Annotated in this window: 24 protein-coding genes; 18 read left to right on the top strand and 6 right to left on the bottom strand. The window is 69.5% G+C overall.

Features of this window, described 5'->3' with window-relative positions:
* The first annotated feature begins 242 nt into the window (after positions 1 to 242).
* The 7 genes from ftsH to QSK25_RS44700 are packed head-to-tail and all read left to right on the top strand — an operon-like array spanning position 243 to position 6,736.
* Positions 243 to 2,432 (top strand): ATP-dependent zinc metalloprotease FtsH, encoded by a 2,190-nt coding sequence (ftsH, locus tag QSK25_RS44730; protein ID WP_285647745.1) that lies wholly within the window; start codon positions 243 to 245, stop codon positions 2,430 to 2,432.
* Complete coding sequence (gene folE, locus QSK25_RS44725) at positions 2,429 to 3,076, top strand: GTP cyclohydrolase I FolE (RefSeq protein WP_285647744.1); 648 nt, start codon at positions 2,429 to 2,431, stop codon at positions 3,074 to 3,076. Before ftsH ends, folE begins: the two co-directional genes overlap by 4 nt.
* A complete protein-coding gene (folP, locus tag QSK25_RS44720) occupies positions 3,073 to 3,894 on the top strand; it encodes a dihydropteroate synthase (protein WP_285647742.1) in 822 nt (273 codons plus the stop codon). Before folE ends, folP begins: the two co-directional genes overlap by 4 nt.
* Complete coding sequence (gene folB / locus QSK25_RS44715; protein WP_285647741.1) at positions 3,887 to 4,279, top strand: dihydroneopterin aldolase; 393 nt, start codon at positions 3,887 to 3,889, stop codon at positions 4,277 to 4,279. Before folP ends, folB begins: the two co-directional genes overlap by 8 nt.
* Positions 4,276 to 4,770 (top strand): 2-amino-4-hydroxy-6-hydroxymethyldihydropteridine diphosphokinase, encoded by a 495-nt coding sequence (gene folK / locus QSK25_RS44710; protein WP_285647740.1) that lies wholly within the window; start codon positions 4,276 to 4,278, stop codon positions 4,768 to 4,770. The genes folB and folK overlap by 4 nt, the downstream gene beginning before the upstream one ends.
* Positions 4,767 to 5,219 (top strand): DUF3180 domain-containing protein, encoded by a 453-nt coding sequence (locus QSK25_RS44705; protein WP_285647739.1) that lies wholly within the window; start codon positions 4,767 to 4,769, stop codon positions 5,217 to 5,219. Before folK ends, QSK25_RS44705 begins: the two co-directional genes overlap by 4 nt.
* Positions 5,220 to 5,269: 50 nt before the next feature.
* Positions 5,270 to 6,736: a DUF6779 domain-containing protein gene (locus tag QSK25_RS44700; protein ID WP_285647738.1), complete on the top strand. Its 1,467-nt coding sequence runs from the start codon at positions 5,270 to 5,272 to the stop codon at positions 6,734 to 6,736.
* Between the two features lie 97 nt (positions 6,737 to 6,833).
* Here the strand turns inward: QSK25_RS44700 and QSK25_RS44695 are convergent, their stop codons facing one another.
* Genes QSK25_RS44695 through QSK25_RS44685 form a run of 3 tightly spaced genes read right to left on the bottom strand, consistent with a single transcriptional unit; the run spans position 6,834 to position 9,299 of the window.
* A complete protein-coding gene (locus QSK25_RS44695; RefSeq protein ID WP_285647737.1) occupies positions 6,834 to 7,919 on the bottom strand; it encodes an NADH-quinone oxidoreductase subunit D in 1,086 nt (361 codons plus the stop codon).
* 25 nt (positions 7,920 to 7,944) lie between these two features.
* Positions 7,945 to 8,421 carry a DUF1203 domain-containing protein gene (locus QSK25_RS44690; protein WP_285647736.1) on the bottom strand — a complete coding sequence of 159 codons (477 nt, stop codon included), beginning with the start codon at positions 8,419 to 8,421 and terminating at the stop codon, positions 7,945 to 7,947.
* Positions 8,385 to 9,299, bottom strand: coding sequence for an SAM-dependent methyltransferase (locus QSK25_RS44685; RefSeq protein ID WP_285647735.1), 915 nt, complete (start codon positions 9,297 to 9,299; stop codon positions 8,385 to 8,387). The genes QSK25_RS44690 and QSK25_RS44685 overlap by 37 nt, the downstream gene beginning before the upstream one ends.
* A gap of 141 nt (positions 9,300 to 9,440) precedes the next feature.
* On the opposite strand from QSK25_RS44685, the gene QSK25_RS44680 reads away from it, so the two are divergent.
* From QSK25_RS44680 to QSK25_RS44660, 5 genes are all read left to right on the top strand, one after another.
* Complete coding sequence (locus QSK25_RS44680) at positions 9,441 to 10,544, top strand: PrsW family intramembrane metalloprotease (protein WP_502881963.1); 1,104 nt, start codon at positions 9,441 to 9,443, stop codon at positions 10,542 to 10,544.
* 102 nt (positions 10,545 to 10,646) lie between these two features.
* On the top strand, positions 10,647 to 11,537 hold the full coding sequence (locus QSK25_RS44675) for a Rossmann-like and DUF2520 domain-containing protein (RefSeq protein ID WP_285647733.1): 891 nt from the start codon (positions 10,647 to 10,649) through the stop codon (positions 11,535 to 11,537).
* A 1-nt stretch (position 11,538) separates the two neighbouring features.
* Positions 11,539 to 12,429, top strand: coding sequence for a pantoate--beta-alanine ligase (panC, locus tag QSK25_RS44670; protein WP_285647732.1), 891 nt, complete (start codon positions 11,539 to 11,541; stop codon positions 12,427 to 12,429).
* A 10-nt stretch (positions 12,430 to 12,439) separates the two neighbouring features.
* The gene (gene panD / locus QSK25_RS44665) at positions 12,440 to 12,910 is read left to right on the top strand and encodes an aspartate 1-decarboxylase (protein ID WP_285647731.1); all 471 of its coding nucleotides are present in this window, start codon (positions 12,440 to 12,442) and stop codon (positions 12,908 to 12,910) included.
* Positions 12,911 to 12,920: 10 nt separating this feature from the next.
* The gene (locus QSK25_RS44660) at positions 12,921 to 13,715 is read left to right on the top strand and encodes a type III pantothenate kinase (protein WP_285647730.1); all 795 of its coding nucleotides are present in this window, start codon (positions 12,921 to 12,923) and stop codon (positions 13,713 to 13,715) included.
* Here the strand turns inward: QSK25_RS44660 and QSK25_RS44655 are convergent.
* Complete coding sequence (locus tag QSK25_RS44655) at positions 13,705 to 14,460, bottom strand: class I SAM-dependent methyltransferase (RefSeq protein WP_285647729.1); 756 nt, start codon at positions 14,458 to 14,460, stop codon at positions 13,705 to 13,707. The genes QSK25_RS44660 and QSK25_RS44655 overlap by 11 nt on opposite strands.
* A gap of 234 nt (positions 14,461 to 14,694) precedes the next feature.
* On the opposite strand from QSK25_RS44655, the gene lysS reads away from it, so the two are divergent.
* From lysS to QSK25_RS44630, 5 genes are all read left to right on the top strand, one after another.
* Positions 14,695 to 16,149, top strand: a complete 1,455-nt coding sequence (gene lysS / locus QSK25_RS44650; protein WP_285647756.1) for a lysine--tRNA ligase — start codon at positions 14,695 to 14,697, stop codon at positions 16,147 to 16,149.
* 113 nt (positions 16,150 to 16,262) lie between these two features.
* The gene (locus QSK25_RS44645) at positions 16,263 to 16,613 is read left to right on the top strand and encodes a histone-like nucleoid-structuring protein Lsr2 (RefSeq protein WP_285647728.1); all 351 of its coding nucleotides are present in this window, start codon (positions 16,263 to 16,265) and stop codon (positions 16,611 to 16,613) included.
* Positions 16,614 to 16,930: 317 nt separating this feature from the next.
* The gene (locus QSK25_RS44640; RefSeq protein ID WP_285647727.1) at positions 16,931 to 17,923 is read left to right on the top strand and encodes a FecCD family ABC transporter permease; all 993 of its coding nucleotides are present in this window, start codon (positions 16,931 to 16,933) and stop codon (positions 17,921 to 17,923) included.
* A gap of 11 nt (positions 17,924 to 17,934) precedes the next feature.
* Positions 17,935 to 19,008 (top strand): FecCD family ABC transporter permease, encoded by a 1,074-nt coding sequence (locus QSK25_RS44635; protein WP_285647726.1) that lies wholly within the window; start codon positions 17,935 to 17,937, stop codon positions 19,006 to 19,008.
* Positions 19,005 to 19,823, top strand: a complete 819-nt coding sequence (locus QSK25_RS44630; protein WP_285647725.1) for an ABC transporter ATP-binding protein — start codon at positions 19,005 to 19,007, stop codon at positions 19,821 to 19,823. The genes QSK25_RS44635 and QSK25_RS44630 overlap by 4 nt, the downstream gene beginning before the upstream one ends.
* Here QSK25_RS44630 and QSK25_RS44625 read toward each other — a convergent pair.
* Together QSK25_RS44625 and QSK25_RS44620 are read right to left on the bottom strand one after the other, a co-directional pair.
* A complete protein-coding gene (locus QSK25_RS44625) occupies positions 19,811 to 20,188 on the bottom strand; it encodes a DoxX family protein (protein ID WP_285647724.1) in 378 nt (125 codons plus the stop codon). The two genes, QSK25_RS44630 and QSK25_RS44625, sit on opposite strands and share 13 nt — an antisense overlap.
* A gap of 40 nt (positions 20,189 to 20,228) precedes the next feature.
* The gene (locus tag QSK25_RS44620) at positions 20,229 to 21,032 is read right to left on the bottom strand and encodes a (2Fe-2S)-binding protein (RefSeq protein WP_285647723.1); all 804 of its coding nucleotides are present in this window, start codon (positions 21,030 to 21,032) and stop codon (positions 20,229 to 20,231) included.
* 317 nt (positions 21,033 to 21,349) lie between these two features.
* Here QSK25_RS44620 and QSK25_RS44615 point away from each other — a divergent pair.
* Positions 21,350 to 21,536 (top strand): Clp protease N-terminal domain-containing protein (locus QSK25_RS44615; RefSeq protein WP_285647722.1); only part of this gene is annotated, 187 nt, incomplete at its 3' end.

The raw sequence follows: 21,536 nt of genomic DNA, 5'->3' as shown, positions 1-21,536 counted from the left end.
CAAACGTAATGAGACGGCGTGACCTGCGTCACTCGTCTGGACGGCGGTATTTGTTCCGCATGAACCAAAGTGCGTGAACATGCGTGGCAGGGGTCACCCGTGGGAACCCCGGACCGCCCCCGCCCGTTGGTTGTCCAGTACCCGGCCAGCGAGCGGTAGGCTGGTCGGACGCGGTATGTGGGTCTTCCACTGCCCGACGCGCAAGTCAGGGAGGGTCGAGGCCGCCCGCCGGCCGTAAGTGCATGGACCGCAAGCGCCTGCTTCGCAACCCGCTGCTGTGGATCGCTGCGGTGTTGCTGCTGTACTTCGTCTTCACCGTTCTCTTTGACGACTCGCGGGGTTACCACCCCGTGAAGACGTCCCAGGCACTGCAACAGGTCAGGGACGGCAAGGTCAAGGAAGCCACGATCGAGGACAAGGAGCAGCGTCTCCGTCTCACCCTCACCGACGGCACCACCTTCGAGGGCAGCAACCGCCTGATCACGCAGTTCCCGGCCAGCTCGACGGACGAGATCTTCAACGTCCTCGACCAGGCCGGCAACAAGCCGACCGTCGAGACCAAGGTCAGCCAGGAGTCCATCCTGATGCAGATCTTGATCTACCTCGTGCCGCTCGGCCTGCTGTTGCTGCTGCTCATGTGGATGATGAACAACGCCCAGGGCGGCGGCAACCGCGTTCTGAACTTCGGCAAGTCCAAGGCCAAGCAGCTCTCCAAGGACATGCCCAAGACGACGTTCGCCGACGTCGCCGGTGCCGAGGAGGCCGTCGAGGAACTCGAGGAGATCAAGGACTTCCTCCAGAACCCCGGCCGCTACCAGGCCCTCGGCGCGAAGATCCCGAAGGGCGTGCTGCTGTACGGCCCGCCGGGAACCGGCAAGACGCTGCTCGCCAGGGCCGTCGCCGGCGAGGCGGGCGTGCCGTTCTACTCGATCTCCGGTTCGGACTTCGTCGAGATGTTCGTCGGTGTCGGTGCCTCGCGTGTGCGTGACCTGTTCGAGCAGGCCAAGCAGAACGCGCCGTGCATCATCTTCGTCGACGAGATCGACGCGGTGGGCCGCCACCGCGGTGCCGGTCTCGGCGGCGGGCACGACGAGCGCGAGCAGACGCTGAACCAGCTGCTCGTCGAGATGGACGGCTTCGACTCGCGCGGCGGGATCATCCTGATCGCCGCGACGAACCGTCCCGACATCCTCGACCCGGCCCTGCTGCGCCCCGGCCGCTTCGACCGCCAGATCCCGGTGTCCGCACCGGACCTGAAGGGCCGCAAGCAGATCCTGCGCGTGCACTCGAAGGGCAAGCCGCTCGCCGCGGACGCCGACATCGACGGCCTCGCGAAGCGCACCGTCGGGTTCTCCGGCGCCGACCTCGCGAACGTCATCAACGAGGCCGCGCTGCTCACGGCCCGCCAGAACGGCCACACCATCACGGGTGCCGCGCTGGAGGAGTCCGTCGACCGCGTGATCGGCGGTCCGGCCCGCAAGAGCCGGATCATCTCCGAGAAGGAGAAGAAGATCACCGCGTACCACGAGGCGGGGCACGCCCTGGCCGCGTGGGCGATGCCGGACATCGACCCGGTCTACAAGGTCACGATCCTCGCCCGAGGCCGCACGGGTGGTCACACCCTCTCGGTGCCGGAAGAGGACAAGGACCTGATGACCAGGTCCGAGATGATCGCGCGACTGGTGTTCGCACTGGGTGGCCGGTCCGCCGAGGAGCTCGTCTTCCACGAGCCCACGACGGGTGCGTCCAACGACATCGAGCAGGCGACCAAGATCGCCCGCGCGATGGTCACCGAGTACGGCATGAGCGCGAAGCTCGGCGCCGTGAAGTACGGGCAGGAGCAGGGCGAGCCGTTCCTCGGACGCTCGGCCGGCCGCCAGGCGGACTACTCGCTGGAGGTCGCGCACGAGATCGACGAGGAGGTGCGCAAGCTCATCGAGGCCGCGCACACCGAGGCGTACGAGGTGCTCAACACCTACCGCGACGTTCTCGACGACCTCACGCTCGAGCTGATCGACAAGGAGACCCTGCACCAGAAGGACCTGGAGCGGATCTTCGCCCGCGTCGAGAAGCGCCCGCGGATCACCCAGTTCAACGACTTCGGTGACCGCACGCCGTCCGACATCCCGCCGGTCAAGACCCCCGGCGAGCTCGCCAAGGAGCGCGGCGAGCCGTGGCCGCCGGTCGTCGAGGACGCGATCGAGGAAGAGCTGCGCAAGGACGACGAGGCCGCCTCGGCGGAACCCGTCACCGAGCAGCTGCCCTCGGCCAACGGCTCGAACGGCGTGCACCAGCCCGGCCAGCCGAACCAGGCGGTCCCGCCGAACTACGGCGCGCCTCCCGGCTGGACCCCGGCGACGGTGCCCGGCAGCAAACCGCACAACGTGTGGGAGCCGAAGAAGCCGCAGTCCGACCAGGACGAGCGGCAGTGACAGAGCAACAACAGCTCGACGGAGACGCCGGCCTCACCCACCACGGGGAGGCCGGCGTCTCCGCGCGGCGGGTCTTCGACCAGGCACGGGCAGAGGCTGCGGTGCGCGAACTGCTGATCGCGTGCGGTGAGGACCCGGACCGGGAGGGGCTGCACGAGACACCCGCTCGGGTGGCGCGTGCCTACAAGGAGTTGTTCGCGGGTCTCTACACCGAGCCGGACAGCGTGCTGGACAAGACGTTCGGGGAGAGCCACGAGGAACTCGTGCTCGTCACGGACATCCCGATGTTCAGCTTCTGCGAGCACCACCTGTTGCCGTTCCACGGCGTCGCGCACGTCGGGTACATCCCGAACGAGCAGGGCCGCGTGACGGGCCTGTCGAAGATCGCCCGCCTGGTCGACCTCTACTCGAAGCGGCCGCAGGTGCAGGAACGGCTGACGTCGCAGGTCGCGGACGCGTTGGTGCGCAAGCTCGAACCGCGCGGCGTGATCGTCGTGATGGAGGCCGAGCACCTGTGCATGGGCATGCGCGGCGTGCGCAAGCCCGGCTCCCGCACGACGACGTCCGCGGTGCGGGGCCTGCTGCGCACGTCCTCGACGACACGTGCGGAGGCCATCGAACTGATCAGGGGCCGGACGCGATGAGCGCTCTGCCCCGTCCCGGCCGGTGCGTCGTGATGGGCGTGCTGAACGTGACGCCGGATTCGTTCTCCGACGGCGGACGCTACATCGACCGGCGGGACGCGGTCGCGCACGGCGTCGAGATGTTCAAGCGCGGCGCGGACCTGGTCGACGTCGGCGGCGAGTCGACGAGGCCCGGCGCCCGGCGCGTCGACCCGGACGAGGAGATCGCCCGGATCGTGCCGGTGATCCGCGCGCTGGTGTCCGACCAGGTACCGGTCAGCGTGGACACGATGCGTGCTTCCGTTGCGGCGGCGGCGTTGGAGGCCGGCGCGTCGATCGTGAACGACGTGTCCGGCGGCCTGGCCGATCCGGAGATGGCGAAGGTCGTCGCGGCCGCCGGCGTGCCGTTCGTGCTGATGCACTGGCGCGGGCACAGCGCGGAGATGGACGAGCTGGCGACGTACGACGACGTGGTGACGGACGTTCGTTCCGAGCTGCTGGAACGGGTCGAGGCCGCGCTGGCCGCCGGTGTCGCGGAGTCGTCGATCGTGCTCGATCCCGGACTGGGGTTCGCGAAGCTCGGCGACCACAACTGGGAGTTGTTGCAGCGCCTGGACGAACTGGTCGAGCTGGGCTTCCCGGTCCTGGTGGGGGCGTCGCGCAAACGCTTCCTCGGCACGTTGCTCGGCAACCGTCCGCCGGACGGCAGGGAGGACGCGACGGCGGCGATCTCGGCGCTGGCCGCGTTCAACGGGGCTTGGGGTGTGCGGGTGCACGACGTCGACCGGACTCTGGACGCGGTCGCCGTCGCCGGTGCGTGGAGGCGGGGACATGGCTGACCGGATCGCGTTGACGGGGCTGCGGGTGCGCGGCCACCACGGGGTCTTCGAGCACGAGAAGCGCGACGGGCAGGAGTTCGTCGTCGACGTCACGCTGTGGCTGGACCTCTCGTCGGCGTCCCGCACGGACGACCTGAAGGAGACGTACCACTACGGCGAACTCGCCGAGATGGCCGCGAAGATCATCGGCGGCGAGCCGTACGACCTCATCGAGACGGTGGCGGGCAAGATCGCCGACGCCGCGATGGCGGACACGAGGCTGCACGCGGTCGAGGTGACGGTGCACAAGCCGTCCGCACCGATCCCGCTGACGTTCGACGACGTGTCGGTGACCATCCGCCGCTCGCGCCGCCTCGCCGCCCCGCGGCCGTTGGAGAAGTCTTGAGCCGCGCCGTTCTCTCGATCGGCTCGAACCTCGGTGACCGCTTCGCCTTCCTGCAGTCCGTGGTGGACGGGCTGCGGCCGTTCGTCGTGGCCGTGTCGCCGGTGTACGAGACGGCGGCGTGGGGCGTCGAGGACCAGCCGGACTTCCTCAACGCCGTCGTGGTCGTGGCGGCGGACGACGTGGACGAGTGGGGCTGGCTGCGCCGCGGGCAGGCGTTGGAGAACGCCGCCGGGCGCGTGCGGGAGCAGCGCTGGGGACCGCGCACGTTGGACGTGGACGTGGTTTCGGTGGACGGGGTGACCTCGGACCACCCGGAGCTGCTCCTGCCGCATCCTGGGGCGTTTGAGCGTGCAACAGTCCTCATCCCGTGGCTCGACGTCGAGCCCGATGCCGTGCTGCCGGGCCACGGACCCGTTGCGGGCCTGGCGTTTTCCGCTGACGGCGTGCGGCGGCGTGACGATCTCGTGCTTTCCGGTTGGATGGACACGTGAGGTTCACCCGTCCCCGCGACCTGACCGCTGTCGCGCTCATCGCCGCGTTGCTGGCTCATCTGCTGCTGCGACTCGCGTACGACACGTTGCCGCCGTTGCCGGTGCTGGCCGGGTCGACGTTGTTCGTCATCGCCGTCGTGGAGGTCGTTCTCGCGTTCTCGTTGAGGGCGCGGATCCAGCGACGGCCGGGGGCGCGCCCGGTGCAGCCGCTGACGGCCGCGCGAGCGGTCGCTTTGGCAAAGGCTTCGTCTGTTTTGGGCGCTTTGATGCTCGGTGCCTGGACCGGGGTCCTGGTCTACGTGATCCCCGTCCGCGACTCGTTCCCGGCGGCCTCGAACGACCTGGTGGCGGCGGTGATCGGGATGATCTCGGCCGTTGCGCTGACCGCCGCAGCGCTGTGGCTCGAGCACTGCTGCAAGACGCCCAAAGAGAGTTCCGGGACGGATTAGATACCCGGCCGTAGGTCTCAGTCGCATAACTACGCGGTACCGTAGTGCGCATGACCGGGCGAGGCGCGTCGGTGGACGACGAGCAAGAAGATCACGGTCGTGGCTCCGGGCGCTTGCTCTTAGTAGCGGCATTGGCGCTCGCTCTGGTGGCCGCGGCGGTGCTCGTGCTGAGTGACAGCGCCCGCATGCTGCGGTTGGCCGTGGTGGCCGCGTTGTGGGCGGCTCTGGTGGGTGCTTTCCTCGCCGCGAAATACCGCAAACAGGTCACCGAGCGTGATGACGAGGTGGCCGACCTCCAGTCGGTCTACGAGCTCGAACTGGAGCGTGAAGTAGCCGCCCGGCGCGAGTACGAGCTGGAGATCGAGTCCGAGACGCGCAAGCGGATCGAGGAGGAGTCGCGGGCCGACATCGAGGCCCTGCGCGCCGATCTGCACGCCCTGCGCGACAACCTCCAGGCGTTGCTGGGCGGTGACGTCCTCGTCGAACGCGTGGCGTTGCGCGCCGAGTCGACCCGCCTGCGTTCGCTCGCCTCGGAGGCCTCGCGCCTCACCGCCGGTGCCGAGCAGCGCATCATCAACGCGAAGCCCGCGATCACCGCGTCCCCGATCCCCGCTGAGAAGCCGTCCGAGCGCACGGAACTGATCGAGCGCGTGGCCCACGAGGCCGCCAAGGTGCAGGCACCGCGCCGCGAGCCCGCCCGGCCGGAGCCGGTGCGCCCGGAGCGGGTGCCGTCGTCGCCGCGCCCGCAGCCCGCCGTGACCCGCCGCGAGCCCGTGAAGGCCGCCGTGAAGCAGGAACCCCCGCGTCCGCAACAGCGTCCGGGTGCCGCCGCGGCCTCCGTCTCCGCCCGCCTCGCCACGCCGTCCCAGGCCGCGAAGACGCCGCCGCCGACCGTGAAGGCGCAGCCCGTCAAGCCGCAGCCCGTCCAGGCCCAGGCCCACCGCACCGAACGCGTCCAGCGCCCGCCCGCCGCGCGCGCCGAGGCCCCCGCGGCCCCGAAGCCGACCCCGAAGCCGGTCGAGACCCGCCAGCCGCGCGTCGCCGAGCGCACCGAGATGATCGACCCGAAGGCGTTGCAGCAGACCGGCGGAGGCCGTCGCCGCGCCGACGACCGCTCCGCCGCCCCGGCGCCGGTGCAGGACAGCGGTTCGTGGGAGACCTTGAAGCCGGACGCGCCGACCAGCCGCCGCCGCACCGAGGAACCGTCGCCCCGCCGCACCGCCTCCGAGGACTCGCTGGTGTCGCTCCCGCCGGTGGGCCGCCGTTCGGCCTCCGAGCAGTCCTCGACGAGGCTCCCGGCCGTGACGCCGAGCCGCCGTCCCGCGGACGAGCCGTCGGTCTCCGGCCGCCGGGTGGCCGAGGACTCCTCGACCCGCCTGCCGGCCGTCTCCACGGGCCGTCGCGCGGCCCCGGAGGACCCGTCAGGTGCCCACGCGGACGGCAAGTCCGTCAGCGAGCTCCTCGCGTCCCTGGGCGGCGGGGACGCCCCGCGCCGCCGCCGTCGCCGCGACGACTAGGGCCGCGTCAGCCGGCATTTGCCCCGTGTTCGGTGTTCAGACGGTGGCCCGCTGAGCGTCGAAGACGCGGCGAAGGTCGGCTGACGCGGCACTAGGTCTACTTGTCGATGTCGCCGACGATGACGGCGAACGAGCTCAGCACGCCCGGCAGGTCGTCGACCTCCGTGCCGGGCAGGAGGGCCGACAGGGCCTGCACGTTGTTGAACGACGGCGTCCGCAGCTTGAGCCGCCACGGCGTCTTCTCGCCACGCGACGACAGGTGCACCCCGGACGTGCCGAGCGGCGCCTCGACCCGCGTGTAGACCGAGCCCTCCGGCGCCTTGATCGCCTTGGGCAGCCTCAGGTTCACCGCTCCGCCCGGCAGGTTCTCGAGGCACCGCCGAGCCAGCTCGACCGAGGCGTCCACCTCGTCCACCAGACACCGCACCCGTGCTGCCGCGTCACCCTCGTGGCGGATGATCGGGGTGAAACCGAGGGTCTCGTACGCGGGCAACGGATCGTCGCGCCGGAGGTCGAAGTCGACCCCGCTGGCCCGGCCGATCGGGCCGGTGACGCCGAACGCCTCCGCGTCCTCTTTTGGCAGCACACCGAGGCCTTCGAGCCGGCCGAAGTCGATGCCCAGCGCTTCGGTGTCCACAGTGGACAAGAATTCGGCGACCCGGCCCGTCCAGCCTGCGGGCACGTCTTCGCGCAGGCCGCCGATCCGGTTGAACATGAAGTGGATGCGCCCGCCGGACGCCTCCTCCATGAGCGCCTGCACGCCTTCACGGTGCATGGCGGCGTTGGGCGCCAACGGCGTCAAGAAAACCATGTGCGCCATCAGCCGGTTGAGTTCACAGAGGAGTGCGCGCAACCACTGGGCGCGGGCCGGAACGTCCATGCCCGTCATGCGTTCCACCGCCAGCGCCACGGCGAGTTCGTTGCAGAACGCCGACAGCCAGTCGTGGCGGTTGGCGAGCGTCAGCACCTGCCGGTAGTCCCGCACCTCGAACAACTTCTCGGCCCCGCGGTGCAGGTGCCCGACCAGCGGCTCGGCCTTCGTGATCACCAGTTCGGGTGTCACGGTCAGGCGCAGGCGGTACGCGCCGTGGGCCGACGGGTGCAGGGGGCCGAGGTCGATCACGCGGTCGACGCCCAGGTACTTCGCGCCCGCGCCCACGCCGACGGTGATCTGCTCGCTCACCCGAGCATGGTGTCACGGGCAGGCCTCAGCCCCTCGTCACCCCGAAGAAGAAGCAGCCGTGCGAAACGCTCCGCACCTGCACCGCCTCGATCGAAGGATCGTTGAACAATCCCTCGATCACCCGATCGAACGATCCGGGCTCCACCACCGCCCCGTCGCAGATCTGACCAGCGGCGTTGTACGACCGCAGGATGCGGGGGTTGTTCAACAACTCAACAGGGAGACGATCCAGCGAAGCCCCGCTGGCGCAGTCCACGTGCGTGAACACCGGCCCGACCTCGGCGTAGGGCCCGGCCCCGAACGGTGCCGGGTAGCGGAACAACCAGACCGGCTCATCGGCCCGCGACTTGCGCAGACAGCACCGCAACGGCACCCCGGGCTCCGAAGCGCGGTACTCCCGCTCCGGGTCGGCGAAGGAAGCATCAGGCGACACGGTGTGAATCAGCATGGAGCCAACGATCGCCGTCAGCCGAGCTGAAAGCTGGCGGGATTCGGACGCCAAGCAGGCAGCGCCGGCAGCAGGTCGGCCACAGCCACCCCGCGCCCGTGCAGCAACCACCCGAACGCCCCCAGCCCTGTGGCCGACCGGAGTTCCGCCACCCGCCCGGCCCGAGCCGCCGACTCCAGCCACTCCCACCCGGACCCCGAGACGGCCGAGCTCAACCCCAAGGCCCCCAACGCATCCCGCTGCGACACCAGCACGAAGTCCCCGCCGGCCGCCGCCGCACAAGCGTCCAGGGCGACGTGCGCGGTGATGTCGCAGGACCCGTCGAACACCACCGGAACCTGCCGCCCGTCCCGGTACCCGGTCAGCGAGAAGTGCCGCGACGACACCAGATGCCCGTAGTCGATCGCCAGCGCCGCCCCGCGCACCGACCCCACGGCCGCGGCCCAGGCCGAGTCCCGCGGCGAACCCACCTCCGCCTGCTCACCCGCTTCGAGCGAAGGCCACCACCGGGTGATCCACGGGTCGTCGGAAGGCCCCGTCACCACCGGGCACGGGATCGCGTCCAGCCACTCGTGCGCGACCAGCAACCCGACGCACGACGGCACCTCAGCGGTCCAGGAAACACCTGGCAGCGAAACGGGAGGACCGACCTCGACGGCGGTCACCCGCAGCCGCGAAGCCAGTGATCCGGACGCCAGCGAACGGACCGCGCAGGCGAGTTCGCCGCCGCCCGCGCCGACGTCCACGAAGTCCACGACCGGGGGAGATCCGAGCGCCGAGTCCACCCGGGACAGCAGTTCCAGCAGGGCCTCGGCGAGTTCCGGGCCGACCAGCGGAGACGTGCGGAAGTGCGAGGCCGGCTTCTCGCCGCGGGCGAAGAAGCCACCGGGGCCGTACAACGCGGCGTGCCAAGCGGCTTCCCAGTCGAACATCGGACAAGTGTGCATCTAAGGTCATTTCTCGTGAACGACGCCGACCTCACGCCGACGCCGAACAGGCCTCCACCGCCGCAGTCGCCGGTGACCCCGCAGGCCACGCCGGGTGGTGCCACCGCGGCGCCCGGCAAGAAGCGCATCGAGCAGCGCCGCTGGACCGTCCTGTTCCCGGTCGTGGCGCTCATCGCGCTGGCCGCGGCCGGGCTCGTGCTGTTCGCGCTCGGCACGTCGAGCATCGGCATCGAGCCGCTCCTCGTGGGTGCCGCGGCCGCGCTGATCCCCGTCGCGTTCGTCGTGACCGCGTTCCTGTGGATCGACCGGTGGGAGCCGGAACCGGCGAAGATGCTGCTCTTCGCGTTCATCTGGGGCTCGTGCGGCGCCACGATCAGCTCGCTGGCGTTCAACCAGACGTCACGGGTGCTGGGTGACCTGCTGACCAACGACGGCGCCACGTTCACGGCGGTGGTCGGCGCGCCGATCGTCGAAGAGGCCACCAAGGCGGTGTTCCTGCTCGCCGTGTTCCTGCGCCGCCGGCACGAGTTCGACGGCGTCGTGGACGGCATGGTCTACGCGGGCATCACGGCCGCGGGCTTCGCGTTCACCGAGAACATCTGGTACTTCGGCCGGGTCTTCGTCACCGACGGCCTGGGCGACATGGGCGGCGGCGTGATCGCGCTGTTCATCCTGCGCGGGGTGCTGTCGCCGTTCGCGCACCCGCTCTTCACCGCCATGACGGGCATCGGCGTCGGCATCGCGGCGATGACGAGCAACGCGACCGTGCGCGTCCTCGCGCCGATCGGCGGCTACGTCACGGCGGTCGGCCTGCACTCGCTGTGGAACTTCAGCACGACGGTCGGCACGGGTGCCGAGTTCATCAACCTCTACTTCCTGATCATGGTGCCGGTGTTCGCCGGAGCCGTGGCGATCGTGGTGTGGCAACGCAGACGTGAGCAGCGGATCGTCGCCGGGCAACTTGCCGCGATGGCGCAGAACCGGTGGATCGCCAACAGCGAGGTGGCCCTGCTGGCGAGCCTCAACGGCCGGCGCAACTGGCTGCGGGCGGTCAAGCGCAAGTCCGGCGAGCAGTCGGTCAAGGCGGTGCGGAGCTACCAGATCGCGGTCACCGAACTCGCCTTCCTGCGGCACCGGATCGAACAGGGAACGGCCGGTCAGAGCGCCGAGCAACGCCACGGCGTGCTGCTCGACACCCTGCACGCCGCCAGGGCCGCCGCCCGCCGGTGAATCCGGTCACCGCGGGCCGAATGCCAGGACCAGCGGGGCTACCCTCGGCCACGTCGTCCGGTACCCGCGCCAGGGACTGGAACGTCAGAAGGAGTTAGTCGCATGGACGCGACCCCACGTCCGGCGAGGCTTGCCGTAGGTGTCATCTCGGCGGGTCGCGTCGGTTCCGTGCTGGGCGCCGCGCTGGCCAGGACGGGCCACGTGGTGACCGGCGTTGCCGCCGTCTCCCAGGCCTCCCGCAACCGCGCCGAGGAACTGCTGCCCGGCGTCCCGATCGCCGATCCCACCGAGGTCGCCGCACGCGCCGACCTGGTGCTGCTGGCCGTGCCGGACGACGAGCTCGCAGGCCTGGTCAGGGGTCTCGTCGCCACGGGGTCGCTGCGGGCGGGGCAGATCGTCGTGCACACGAGCGGCGCGCAGGGCGTCAAGGTGCTCGAACCCGCCGCCGGACTGGGCGCACTCACGCTCGCGCTGCACCCCGTCATGACGTTCACCGGCCGGTCGGAGGACCTGCAGCGGATGAACTCGGCGTGCGTCGGCGTGACGGCCGCGGACGGTGACGAGGTGGCCTGGAGCGTCGGCGAGGCCCTGGTCGTCGAGATGGCCGCGGAACCCGTCCGGGTCCCCGAGTCCGTCCGCCCGCTCTACCACGCGGCACTGGCCCACGGCGCGAACCACCTGATCACGCTCGTGCGCGACGCCGCAGACCTGCTGACCGGCGCGGGTGTCGCCAACGCCGAACGCCTGCTCGGCCCGTTGCTCTCCGCCGCCCTCGACAACTCGCTGCGCCACGGCGACAGGGCCCTCACCGGTCCGGTCGCCCGCGGCGACACGGGTACCTTGCGGGGGCACCTCGACGTGCTCGCCGAGCAGGCACCCGACACCCTGCCCAGCTACCGCGTGCTCGCCCGCCGCACCGCCGAACGGGCCGAGCGGTCGGGGCTGCTCAAGCCCGACGCGGCAGAAGACGTTCGCACCACTCTTGAGGACTGACGTGACGAAGCCACTGACCAAGGACGACTACCGCCCGGACGACGTCACGGTGCACCGCGACCCCGAGCGGCTGAACAGGGTGATCAAGGCCCTGCGCGGAGCGGGGCGCAACGTCGCGCTGGTGCCCACGATGGGCGCCCTGCACGCGGGTCACCGGCAGTTGATCCGCGAGGCCAAGGTCATGCAGAACACGGTGATCGTCGTGTCGATCTTCGTGAACCCGCTGCAGTTCGGGCCGAACGAGGACCTCGACAAGTACCCGCGCCAGTTCGAGTCCGATGTGGACATCTGCCGCGAGGAGCGCGTGGGCATCGTCTTCGCGCCGTCGGTCGAGGACATGTACCCCGAGGGCGCACAGGTCACGATCAACCCCGGTCCGCTCGCCGACGAGCTGGAGGGCGCCGTCCGCCCCGGCCACTTCGGGGGCGTGCTCACGGTCGTGTCGAAGCTGTTCAACATCGTGCAGCCGACGTACGCGGTGTTCGGGCAGAAGGACTACCAGCAGCTCCAGCTGATCCACAGGATGGCGCGCGACCTCAACTTCCCGCTCGACGTCGTCGGCGTGCCGACGGTCCGCGAGCACGACGGCCTCGCGCTGTCGTCCCGCAACGCCTACCTGACGCCGGAGCAGCGGCACAGCGCCGTCACGCTGTCGGCGGCCCTGACCGCCGGCGCGCACGTGAGCGCGCAGGGCGGGGACGCGGTGCTCAAGGCCGCGCACGACGTGCTGGCCCAGGTGCCCGAGGTCGAGCTGGACTACCTGGAACTGCGCGGGCCGGACCTCGGTCCCGCGCCGGAGAACGGCGACGCGCGGCTGCTCGTGGCGGCGCGCGTCGGTTCCACCCGCCTGATCGACAACATCGCGGTGTTGCTCGGCGAAGGCGACGAGTAGGGGGAGTGACATGTTCCGCACGATGCTGAAGTCCAAGATCCACCGGGCCACCGTGACGCAGGCGGACCTGCACTACGTCGGCTCGGTGACGGTGGACGAGGACCTGATGGAGGCCGCCGACCTGCTGGCGGGCGAACAGGTCGCCATCGTCGACGTCACCAACGGCGCCCGCCTGGAGACCTACGTCATCCCCGGCGAACGCGGCACCGGCGTGCTGGGCATCAACGGCGCCGCCGCACACCTCGTGCACCCCGGCGACATCGTGATCCTGATCGCCTACGGGCAGATGGACGACGCGGAGTCGCGGTCGTACAAGCCGCGCGTCGTGTTCGTGGACGCGGACAACAAGGTCGTCGACCTCGGTGCCGACCCCGCGCACGCGCCGGAAGGGTCCGGTCTGGTGAACGGCTCCACGAGCGCGCCTTCTTCTGAGACCGTTGAAGCGACCGCGCTGGACGCGCTGATCCAGGCCGAGAACTGAGGAATCACACGTGCTGCTCGCCATCGACGTCGGCAACACCAACATCGTGCTCGGTCTGTACGACGGGGTCGGTGACTCGGCCCCGCTCGTGCGCGACTGGCGGATGCGCACCGACGCCAGGATGACCGCCGACGAGCTCGCGCTGACCATGCGCGGCCTGCTCGGCGAGTACGCCGACAAGATCACCGGCATCTCCGCGCTGTCCACCGTGCCCGCGGTGCTGCGCGAGCTGAGGGTCATGCTCGGCCGCTACTACGACGCCGTGCCGAAGATCCTCGTCGAGCCGGGCGTGAAGACCGGCGTCCCGCTGCTCGTCGACAACCCGAAGGAGGTGGGCTCGGACCGCGTGATCAACACGCTGGCCGCGCACCACCTCTACGCGACTTCGTGCATCGTGGTCGACTTCGGCACGTCCACGAACCTCGACGTGATCTCGTCGCGCGGCGAGTTCCTCGGCGGGGCGCTCGCACCCGGCATCGAGATCTCGGTCGACGCGCTCGCCTCGCGCGCCGCCCAGCTGCGCAAGGTCGAGCTCGTCAAGCCGCGCAACGTGATCGGCAAGAACACCGTGGAGTGCCTGCAGTCGGGCATCGTCTACGGGTTCGTCGGCCAGGTGGACGGGCTGGTGCGCAAGATCACCGAGGAGCTCCAGCAGGTCGACGCCGGCCCCGTGACGGTGATCGCCACGGGAGGCCTGGCGCCGCTGGTGGTCGCGGAGTCCTCGACGATCGCGCACCACGTGCCCGACCTGACCCTGCTGGGGCTGCGCATGGTCTTCGAGCGCAACATGCCGGCTACTCGCTGAGCCGCACCATCCGGAACACGTCCGCGTGCAGGGGGATGTCGAACGACACGTCCGGCGTCCCCTGCCGCTCGCGCAGCAGCGTCAGCATCTTGTCGGTGATGGCGGCGCGCTCTGCGTCGTCGATGACGAGCAGGCGGGAGTGCGTGTTGATCCACGCCACGACCGCCTCCGGCGACTCCCGGTGGTGGACGTGCGGGAACTTCGCGCGCTCCTCCGGTGAGAACGACGGGTGCCGCGTGACGTCGACCGGGTTGTGTCGCTGCGACTCGACGCTGCTCAGCGACGCCTGTTCGAGCTCGCGCAGCCACTGGACGTCCGTGTCGGGCTCGACCCACATCGCCGCCAGCACGCCACCGGGTCGCAGCACGCGCGCGATCTCCGGCATGGCCTTCTCCTGGTCGAACCAGTGGAACGCGGTGCCGACGAACACCGCGTCGACCGTCTGGTCCGGCACCGGGATGTGCTCCGCGTGGCCCGGCAGCGCGCGCACGCCGTGCACCCGGCGCACCAGCTCGGACAGCATCTGCTCGTTGGGCTCCACGGCCGTGACGCGGTGGCCCTCGGCGCACAGCACCGACGTCAGCTTGCCGGTGCCGGCCGCCAGGTCGAGCACGTCGAGGCGCTCGGTGGTGCCCAGCGGCTCCAGTGCCCACCGGATCGCCGCCACGGGATAGTCGGGGCGGTGTTCGGCGTAGGCCTCGGCCTGCGCACCGAACGAGTCCGCTCGTCTCGCGTGTAGATCCATCACCCCAACTTAGTGACTGGACCGGTGCGCGGAATGGTTTGGTGCCGTTCTTCCGTGCTCCGGGTGAGCCGGTTCGCACGTCTGCCGTAGTCGGCGTCACCCGTCGGCGTCACGACGCCTTTCCGCATCGGGTATCCGGTTCGCTTTGCGTTCGCGGGTGTCCGTACCCTTCTCGGCGTGAGTGAGCAGCCGAAGCAAAACCTCGTGACCAGCGAAGAAGACCTGCCAGAGCAGATGCGCGTGCGCCGGGAGAAGCGTGCGCGGCTGCTCGCTTCCGGTAAGGAGCCGTATCCCGTCGAAGTCGCGCGCACGCACACGTTGCGCGAGATTCGCGACGCGCACCCCGAACTCGAACCCGACACCCAGACCGGTCAGGTCGTCGGCATCACCGGTCGCGTGATGTTCATGCGCAACACCGGAAAGCTGTGCTTCGCGACGTTGCGCGAAGGCGACGGCACCGAACTGCAGGCGATGCTGAGCCTCGCCGGTGTCGGTGAAGAAGCGCTTTCCGAGTGGAAGACCGACGTCGACCTCGGCGACCACGTTTTCATCCACGGCGAGGTCATCAGCTCGCGCCGCGGTGAGCTTTCCGTGATGGCCGACGAGTGGCAGCTGACGTCGAAGTCGCTGCGCCCGTTGCCGACCCTGCACCAGGAACTCGGCGAGGAAACCCGCATTCGTCAGCGATACGTCGACCTCATCGTGAGGCCGATGGCGCGTGACACTGTTCGGACCCGAGCGAACGTGGTTCGTTCTCTGCGCGACTCGTTCCACCGGCGTGGATTCCTCGAAGTCGAGACGCCGATGTTGCAGACGCTGCAGGGTGGTGCGTCCGCGCGTCCGTTCATCACGCACTCGAACGCGCTCGACATCGACCTGTTCCTGCGCATCGCGCCGGAGCTGTACTTGAAGCGCTGCGTCGTCGGTGGCATCGAGAAGGTCTTCGAGATCAACCGCAACTTCCGCAACGAGGGTGTGGACTCGTCTCATTCGCCCGAGTTTTCGATGCTGGAGTACTACGAGGCGTACGCCACGTACGACACGAACGCCGTACTGACGCGTGAGCTGATCCAGGAAGCGGCGGAAGCCGTGACGGGTTCTCAGATCGTCACGTTGGCGGACGGCAGCGAGTACGACCTCTCGGGTGAATGGACGACGCTCAGCATCTACGAGTCGTTGTCGGATGCTGTCGGTGAGGAAATCACCCCCGAGACGTCGCCAGAGGCGCTGCGCAAGCTTTGTGACCGGCACGAACTCGAGGTCAACCCCAAGTTCGGGCACGGCAAGCTGGTCGAGGAGCTGTGGGAGCACCTGGTGTGCGACACGCTGTACGCACCGACGTTCGTGCGCGACTACCCGGTGGACACGTCCCCGCTGACCAGGCAGCACCGCACCAAGCCGGGTGTCGCCGAAAAGTGGGATCTGTACGTGCGCGGATTCGAACTCGGCACCGGTTACTCCGAACTGGTGGACCCCGTCATCGAGCGGGAACGCCTGGAAGCACAGGCCCGTCTTGCCGCTGCCGGTGACAACGAGGCGATGCCGGTCGACGAAGACTTTCTGCGATCACTGGAGTACGGAATGCCACCGAGTGGTGGCGTCGGAATGGGTATCGATCGCCTCCTGATGGCCCTCACGGGTCTGGGTATCCGCGAGACCATCTTGTTCCCGCTCGTTCGCCCTGAATGAGTAACTTTCCGGATGTCGATAGGTGCAATGCGGCACCCGTGCGCTAACCTGCCTCGCAGAAGGCTTTAGTTGGCGACGCGGGTGACCGCGCATTCGGGGTCCTGGAGGAACGCATGGCGCAGAAGGTCACGGTGACCCTCGTCGACGACCTGGACGGTTCCACTGCGGAGGAGACCGTCGAGTTCGGGCTGGACGGTGTCAGCTACACGATCGACCTTTCCTCGGGCAATGCGGGCAAACTGAGGGACGCTCTTGCGGACTTCGTCGGAGGCGCTCGTCGCGCCGGTGGCCGCAAGCGCATCGGACCGGGTCGTCCGGCGGGCAGCGTGAAGGCGCGCCCGGCATCGGCGGATCGTGAGCAGAACCAGGCCATTCGCGAGTGGGCCCGCAAGCAGGGCATGAAGGTGTCGGACCGCGGCCGCATCCCGGCCGAGGTGCTCGACGCCTACCACCAGCAGGGCTGAAATTCGGTAAAGCACGAAGGGGTTCCGGGGATGATTCCTCGGAACCCCTTCGTGTTATTTGAGTGACTGATCAACTACCTGTGGGCAGAACGATGCGATCCAAACGAGATCGGTGAAACGTTTTGCTTCTGATCATTTAGTTGATCTGACAACGGGTTGGTATTTCTCCTCCCGCTTCTGAACCTCGCCGACCGCGCGCACGCGTGGAGCTGTGGCCGGTGGTGAGGATGTGACTAGAACTTCGTCCCTGCGCATCGGCCTCCCCGGGTCCCGTCAGTTAGGGTTACCTGTCCTAACTGGAGCTAGGAGGGTGGGCCTTGGGTCGAAGGTCGCTGGGCCTGCTCTTCCTGCTGGTCGTGCTGGTCGCCGTCTGTCTGGCGAGCATCGCGATCGGCTCGAAGGAGATCCCGCTGTCCGGGGTCTGGCACGGTCTGTTCACGCCGACCGGCGTCGAGGACGACGTGGTGATCCGCGAACTGCGGATCCCGCGCACGTTGCTCGGCATCGTCGTCGGCATCGCGCTCGGTGTGGGTGGCGCTCTCATGCAGGGCCACACGCGCAACCCGCTGGCCGATCCCGGCATCCTCGGCGTCACGCACGGCGCGGCGCTCGCGGTGGTGCTCTCGATCTTCCTGCTCGGGGTGAACTCGCTGGTCGGGTACATCTGGTTCGCGTTCGCCGGCGCGATGATCGCGAGCGTCCTGGTGTTCCTGCTCGGCTCGGCCGGGCGGGGCGGTCCGTCGCCGGTGACGCTGGCGCTCGCCGGAGCCGCGGTGTCCGCGCTGATGAACGGCCTGGTGTCGGCCATCGTGCTGCTGGACCAGCAGTCGCTCGACGCGTTCCGGTTCTGGCAGGTCGGCGCCATCGCGGGCCGCGACCTGACGGTGCTGACGCAGGTGGCGCCGTTCCTCGCGGCCGGCCTGGTCATCGCCGCGTTCAACGCGCCCGGCCTGAACGCCATGTCGCTCGGCGAGGACGTGGCCAGGTCGCTCGGCGTCGACGTGCAGCGGACGCGCGGGCTGGGCATCTTCGCCATCACGTTGCTGGTGGGCGGGGCCGTCGCCGCGTGCGGGCCGATCGGGTTCCTCGGGCTCGTGGTGCCGCACATCGCGCGGGCGTTCACCGGCCCCGACTACCGCTGGATCCTGCCGTACTCGGCGTTGCTCGGGGCGGTCCTGATCCTGTTCGCCGACATCGTCGGACGGGTGGTCGCCCGCCCGTCCGAGGTGGAGGTCGGCGTGATGCTGGCGCTGATCGGCGCGCCGTTCTTCATCTACCTCGTGCGGCGCAAGAAGCTGGTGAAGATTTGACGACGACAGAGGTGCGGAAGAGGACCCCCGCGGCCGCCAAGCCCGCCCTGCGGGTGGGGGCCGCCTCGTTCCGGCTGCGCCGCCGCCCGCTGCTGGTGGTGGCCGTGGCACTGGTCGTGCTGGCCTGCCTGCTGGTCGCCGACATCATGATCGGCGACTTCCCGCTGTCCGTCTCGCAGGTGGTCAACACCCTGCTCGGCGGAGGCTCGCGCCGCGACCAGTTCGTGGTCATGGAGCTGCGGATGCCGCGCGCGCTCACGGGCCTGCTGGTCGGGGCCGCGCTCGGCCTGTCCGGCGCGATCTTCCAGGCCATCGTGCGCAACCCGCTCGCGTCGCCCGACATCCTCGGCGTCACCTGGGGTGCGGGTGCGGGGGCGGTCTCGGTGATCACCTTCGCCGGTTCGCTCGGCGTGGTGACCGGGGGAGCGGCGTCGATCGGGGTGCCGCTCGCGGGTCTCGCCGGCGGCCTGTTCGCCGGTCTGCTCGTCTACGCGCTGGCGTGGCGGCAGGGCATCGAGGGATTCCGGATGGTGCTGGTCGGCATCGGCATCACGGCCGTCGCCGGCAACTTCACGCACTACCTGCTGACCGTCGGCGACGTGCTGGACGCCGGCCGGGCGATGGTGTGGATCACCGGGTCGCTCAACGGCCGCGGCTGGGAGCACGTCGTCCCGGTGGCGATCGCACTGGTGGTGCTGATCCCGGTCGCCCTGATCGGCGGTCACGTGCTGGGCGCGTTGCAGTTCGACGACCAGACGTCGCGCGGCCTGGGCATCCGGGTCAACGCCGCCCGATCGTTCCTGATCATCGTGGCGATCGTGCTGGCGTCCGTGGCGACGGCCGCGGCGGGCCCGATCACGTTCGTCGCGCTGGCCTCGCCGCAGATCGCGCTGCGGCTCTGCGGTACCGCGCAGCCGCCGTTGTTCGGCTCGGCGGTGATCGGCGGCGCGCTGGTCATGCTGTCGGACCTGGTCGCTCGGACGATCTACACGACCGAGCTGCCCGTCGGGGTGATCACCGCGGTGCTCGGTGCGCCCTACCTGATGTTCCTGCTGATCCGAAGCCGCCGGGAGGCGCGGGTATGAGTGTGCGTCTTGAGGCTTCGTCGCTGTCGATCGGCTACGGCGAGCGGCTGATCGTCGACAGCCTGGACCTGTCGATCATGAGCGGGACGGTCACCGCGGTGATCGGTCCCAACGGCTGCGGCAAGTCGACCCTGCTGAAGGCGTTGGGGCGTCTGCTCCCCGCCCGTTCCGGTGCGGTGCTGCTGGACGGCAAGAAGATCGAGTCGATGTCCACCAGGGACGTCGCCCGCGTGCTGGGGATGCTGCCCCAGTCGCCGTCCGCGCCCGAGGGCCTGACGGTCGCGGACCTCGTCGCGCGCGGCCGTCACCCGCACCAGTCCTGGTACCGGCAGTGGTCCTCCGACGACGCCGCCGCCGTCGACGCCGCGCTGGAGATGACCGGCATCCTGGACCTGGCCGAGCGGACCGTCGACGAGCTGTCCGGCGGGCAGCGGCAACGGGCCTGGATCTCGATGGCGCTCGCCCAGGGCACCGACCTGCTGCTGCTCGACGAGCCGACGACGTACCTGGACCTCGCGCACCAGATCGACGTGCTGGACCTGGTGCAGGAGCTGCACGCGTCGATGGGCCGCACGATCGTGATGGTGCTGCACGACCTGAACCTCGCGGCGCGCTACGCGGACAACGTCGTCGCGATGCGGGCGGGCAAGATCGTGTCGCAGGGGCCGCCCGCCGAGGTGCTCACCGAGCAGATGCTGCTGGAGGTCTTCGGCCTGGACGCCCGCGTCGTCGAGGACCCGGTGTCCGGCACGCCGCTGGTCGTCCCGGTCGGGTCGCGGCACCGGCTGCCGGAGCCCGGGGTTCAGAGCGGGTAGGGGCCGAACCTCGCCCAGGCGACGAACACCGGCGGGAACGCGAGCCAGATCGTGCCGAGGACCCACCTGCCCGGCCCGATCTCGCCGGCGCCGAACTGCCGCGCCGGGAAGTAGCACGCGGGGGCGACGAGCAGGAGGGCGGCGATCGGGGTCAGGACCGTCGCCTTCCCGATCAGGCCGGGGACGATCAACGCCGTTCCACACGCCACCGACGCGAGGCCGCGCACGACCGCGACCGCGCGATCGCCCACCTGAACCCACCTGCCGTGCAGGTGGACCCGGTCGGGGTCGAGCACGGTCATCACGCCCGAGGGAATGGTCAGGAACGCCATCACGCCTTGGAGAACCCACAGCAGCACGTTCACGAACGGCACGTTAGGGGCGAACGCCCGGGAGGGGTCCCGGCTACCTGCAGGTGCGTGGGCAGGCCGTGCAGGGCTCGGCGTTCGGCAGCACGTAGTGGAAGCAGCAGCTGTTCCGCTTGCGCTTCCAGCCCTCTTCGGTGAAGTGCAGCGTCGAAGCGGAGACGAACGGTTCCAGCTTCTCCGGCAGGATCATCGCGGCGTCCGTGACACCGGCGTTCTCGTCGCCGAACATGCGCCCGGCGGCCCACGGGCCGTACTCCAGCATGTCGGTCGCGGCCGCCCAGAGCGTGCGACGACCGAAGCGGACCACCTGCCCGAAGGAAGCGACGAACTGGGCCGCGTGGGCGGCGTAGCGGGCGCGCAGGACCGCGGCCAGCGCCGCCTCGTTCGCGACGACCGTGGCGGCCGGGTGGTTCGAGGCCGGGTCGTCGGGCAGGCAGGCGAACTCGTCGCACATCAGCGCGATGCCGTCGGGGTGCGGACGGCCTTCGGCGTTGATCCGGAACGCCATGTCGGACGGCTTGAGCGTCGGCACCCGGCGGGCGGTGTGGAAGAGCAGGCCCGCGAGGTGACCGGGCTGGTGCAGGTACCAGCCCATGATGTAGCCGGCGGTGGCGCGGTCGTCGGACTCGCCGTACTGCTCGACCATCCACTCGGCGAGGTCCTTGCGCCACAGGTCGAACCGCGACGGCTCGGCCAGCAGGTCCGAACAGATCGTCCACTCCTGCGCGGGCACGGGCGTGCCGAACCTGATCTCGGAACCGGTCTGCAGGCGGGCGATGGATTCGGCCAGTGGCGTGAGCGCACGCGGGTTCTGCTGTGAGACCCTCGCAGGTACGGTCAACGCGCAAGTCCAATCTCATCTATGAGGCTTGCCTAACCTTACCCAGGATCGCGTGTCTTGTGCCTCCTGAGGTGTCCCCGATCACAGGAGTATCGCTCGACGGTGGGTTGTTCGCGTTCAGCGGACATCGCCCGATACGTGGAATCCGTTGCTTCCGACCTGCGTTGATGCAGACGTCAACGTTCACCGGACGCGGCTTGCCGCTGATGGGAACCACAGGCCTCGGTACCGCCCACTACAGTGGAGCCACGGTGCCGCGCTCACCAGGGTAGATCGGTGGAGCCGAGGACCGCCGACGCAGCAGTCAGGGAGTGCGAATGTTCGAAAGGTTCACCGACCGCGCGAGGCGGGTGGTTGTCCTTGCCCAAGAAGAGGCACGGATGCTCAACCACAACTACATCGGCACCGAGCACATCCTCCTGGGTCTGATCCACGAGGGTGAAGGTGTCGCCGCCAAGGCGCTCGAGTCGTTGGGGATTGCGCTGGAAGGCGTGCGCCAGCAGG

It is taken from the genome of Lentzea sp. NBRC 102530 (assembly GCF_030269365.1).
Taxonomy (GTDB): Bacteria; Actinomycetota; Actinomycetes; order Mycobacteriales; family Pseudonocardiaceae; genus Lentzea.
Note: the sequence above shows the minus strand (reverse complement) of the source record. Positions and strands in the feature narration are given on the sequence as shown.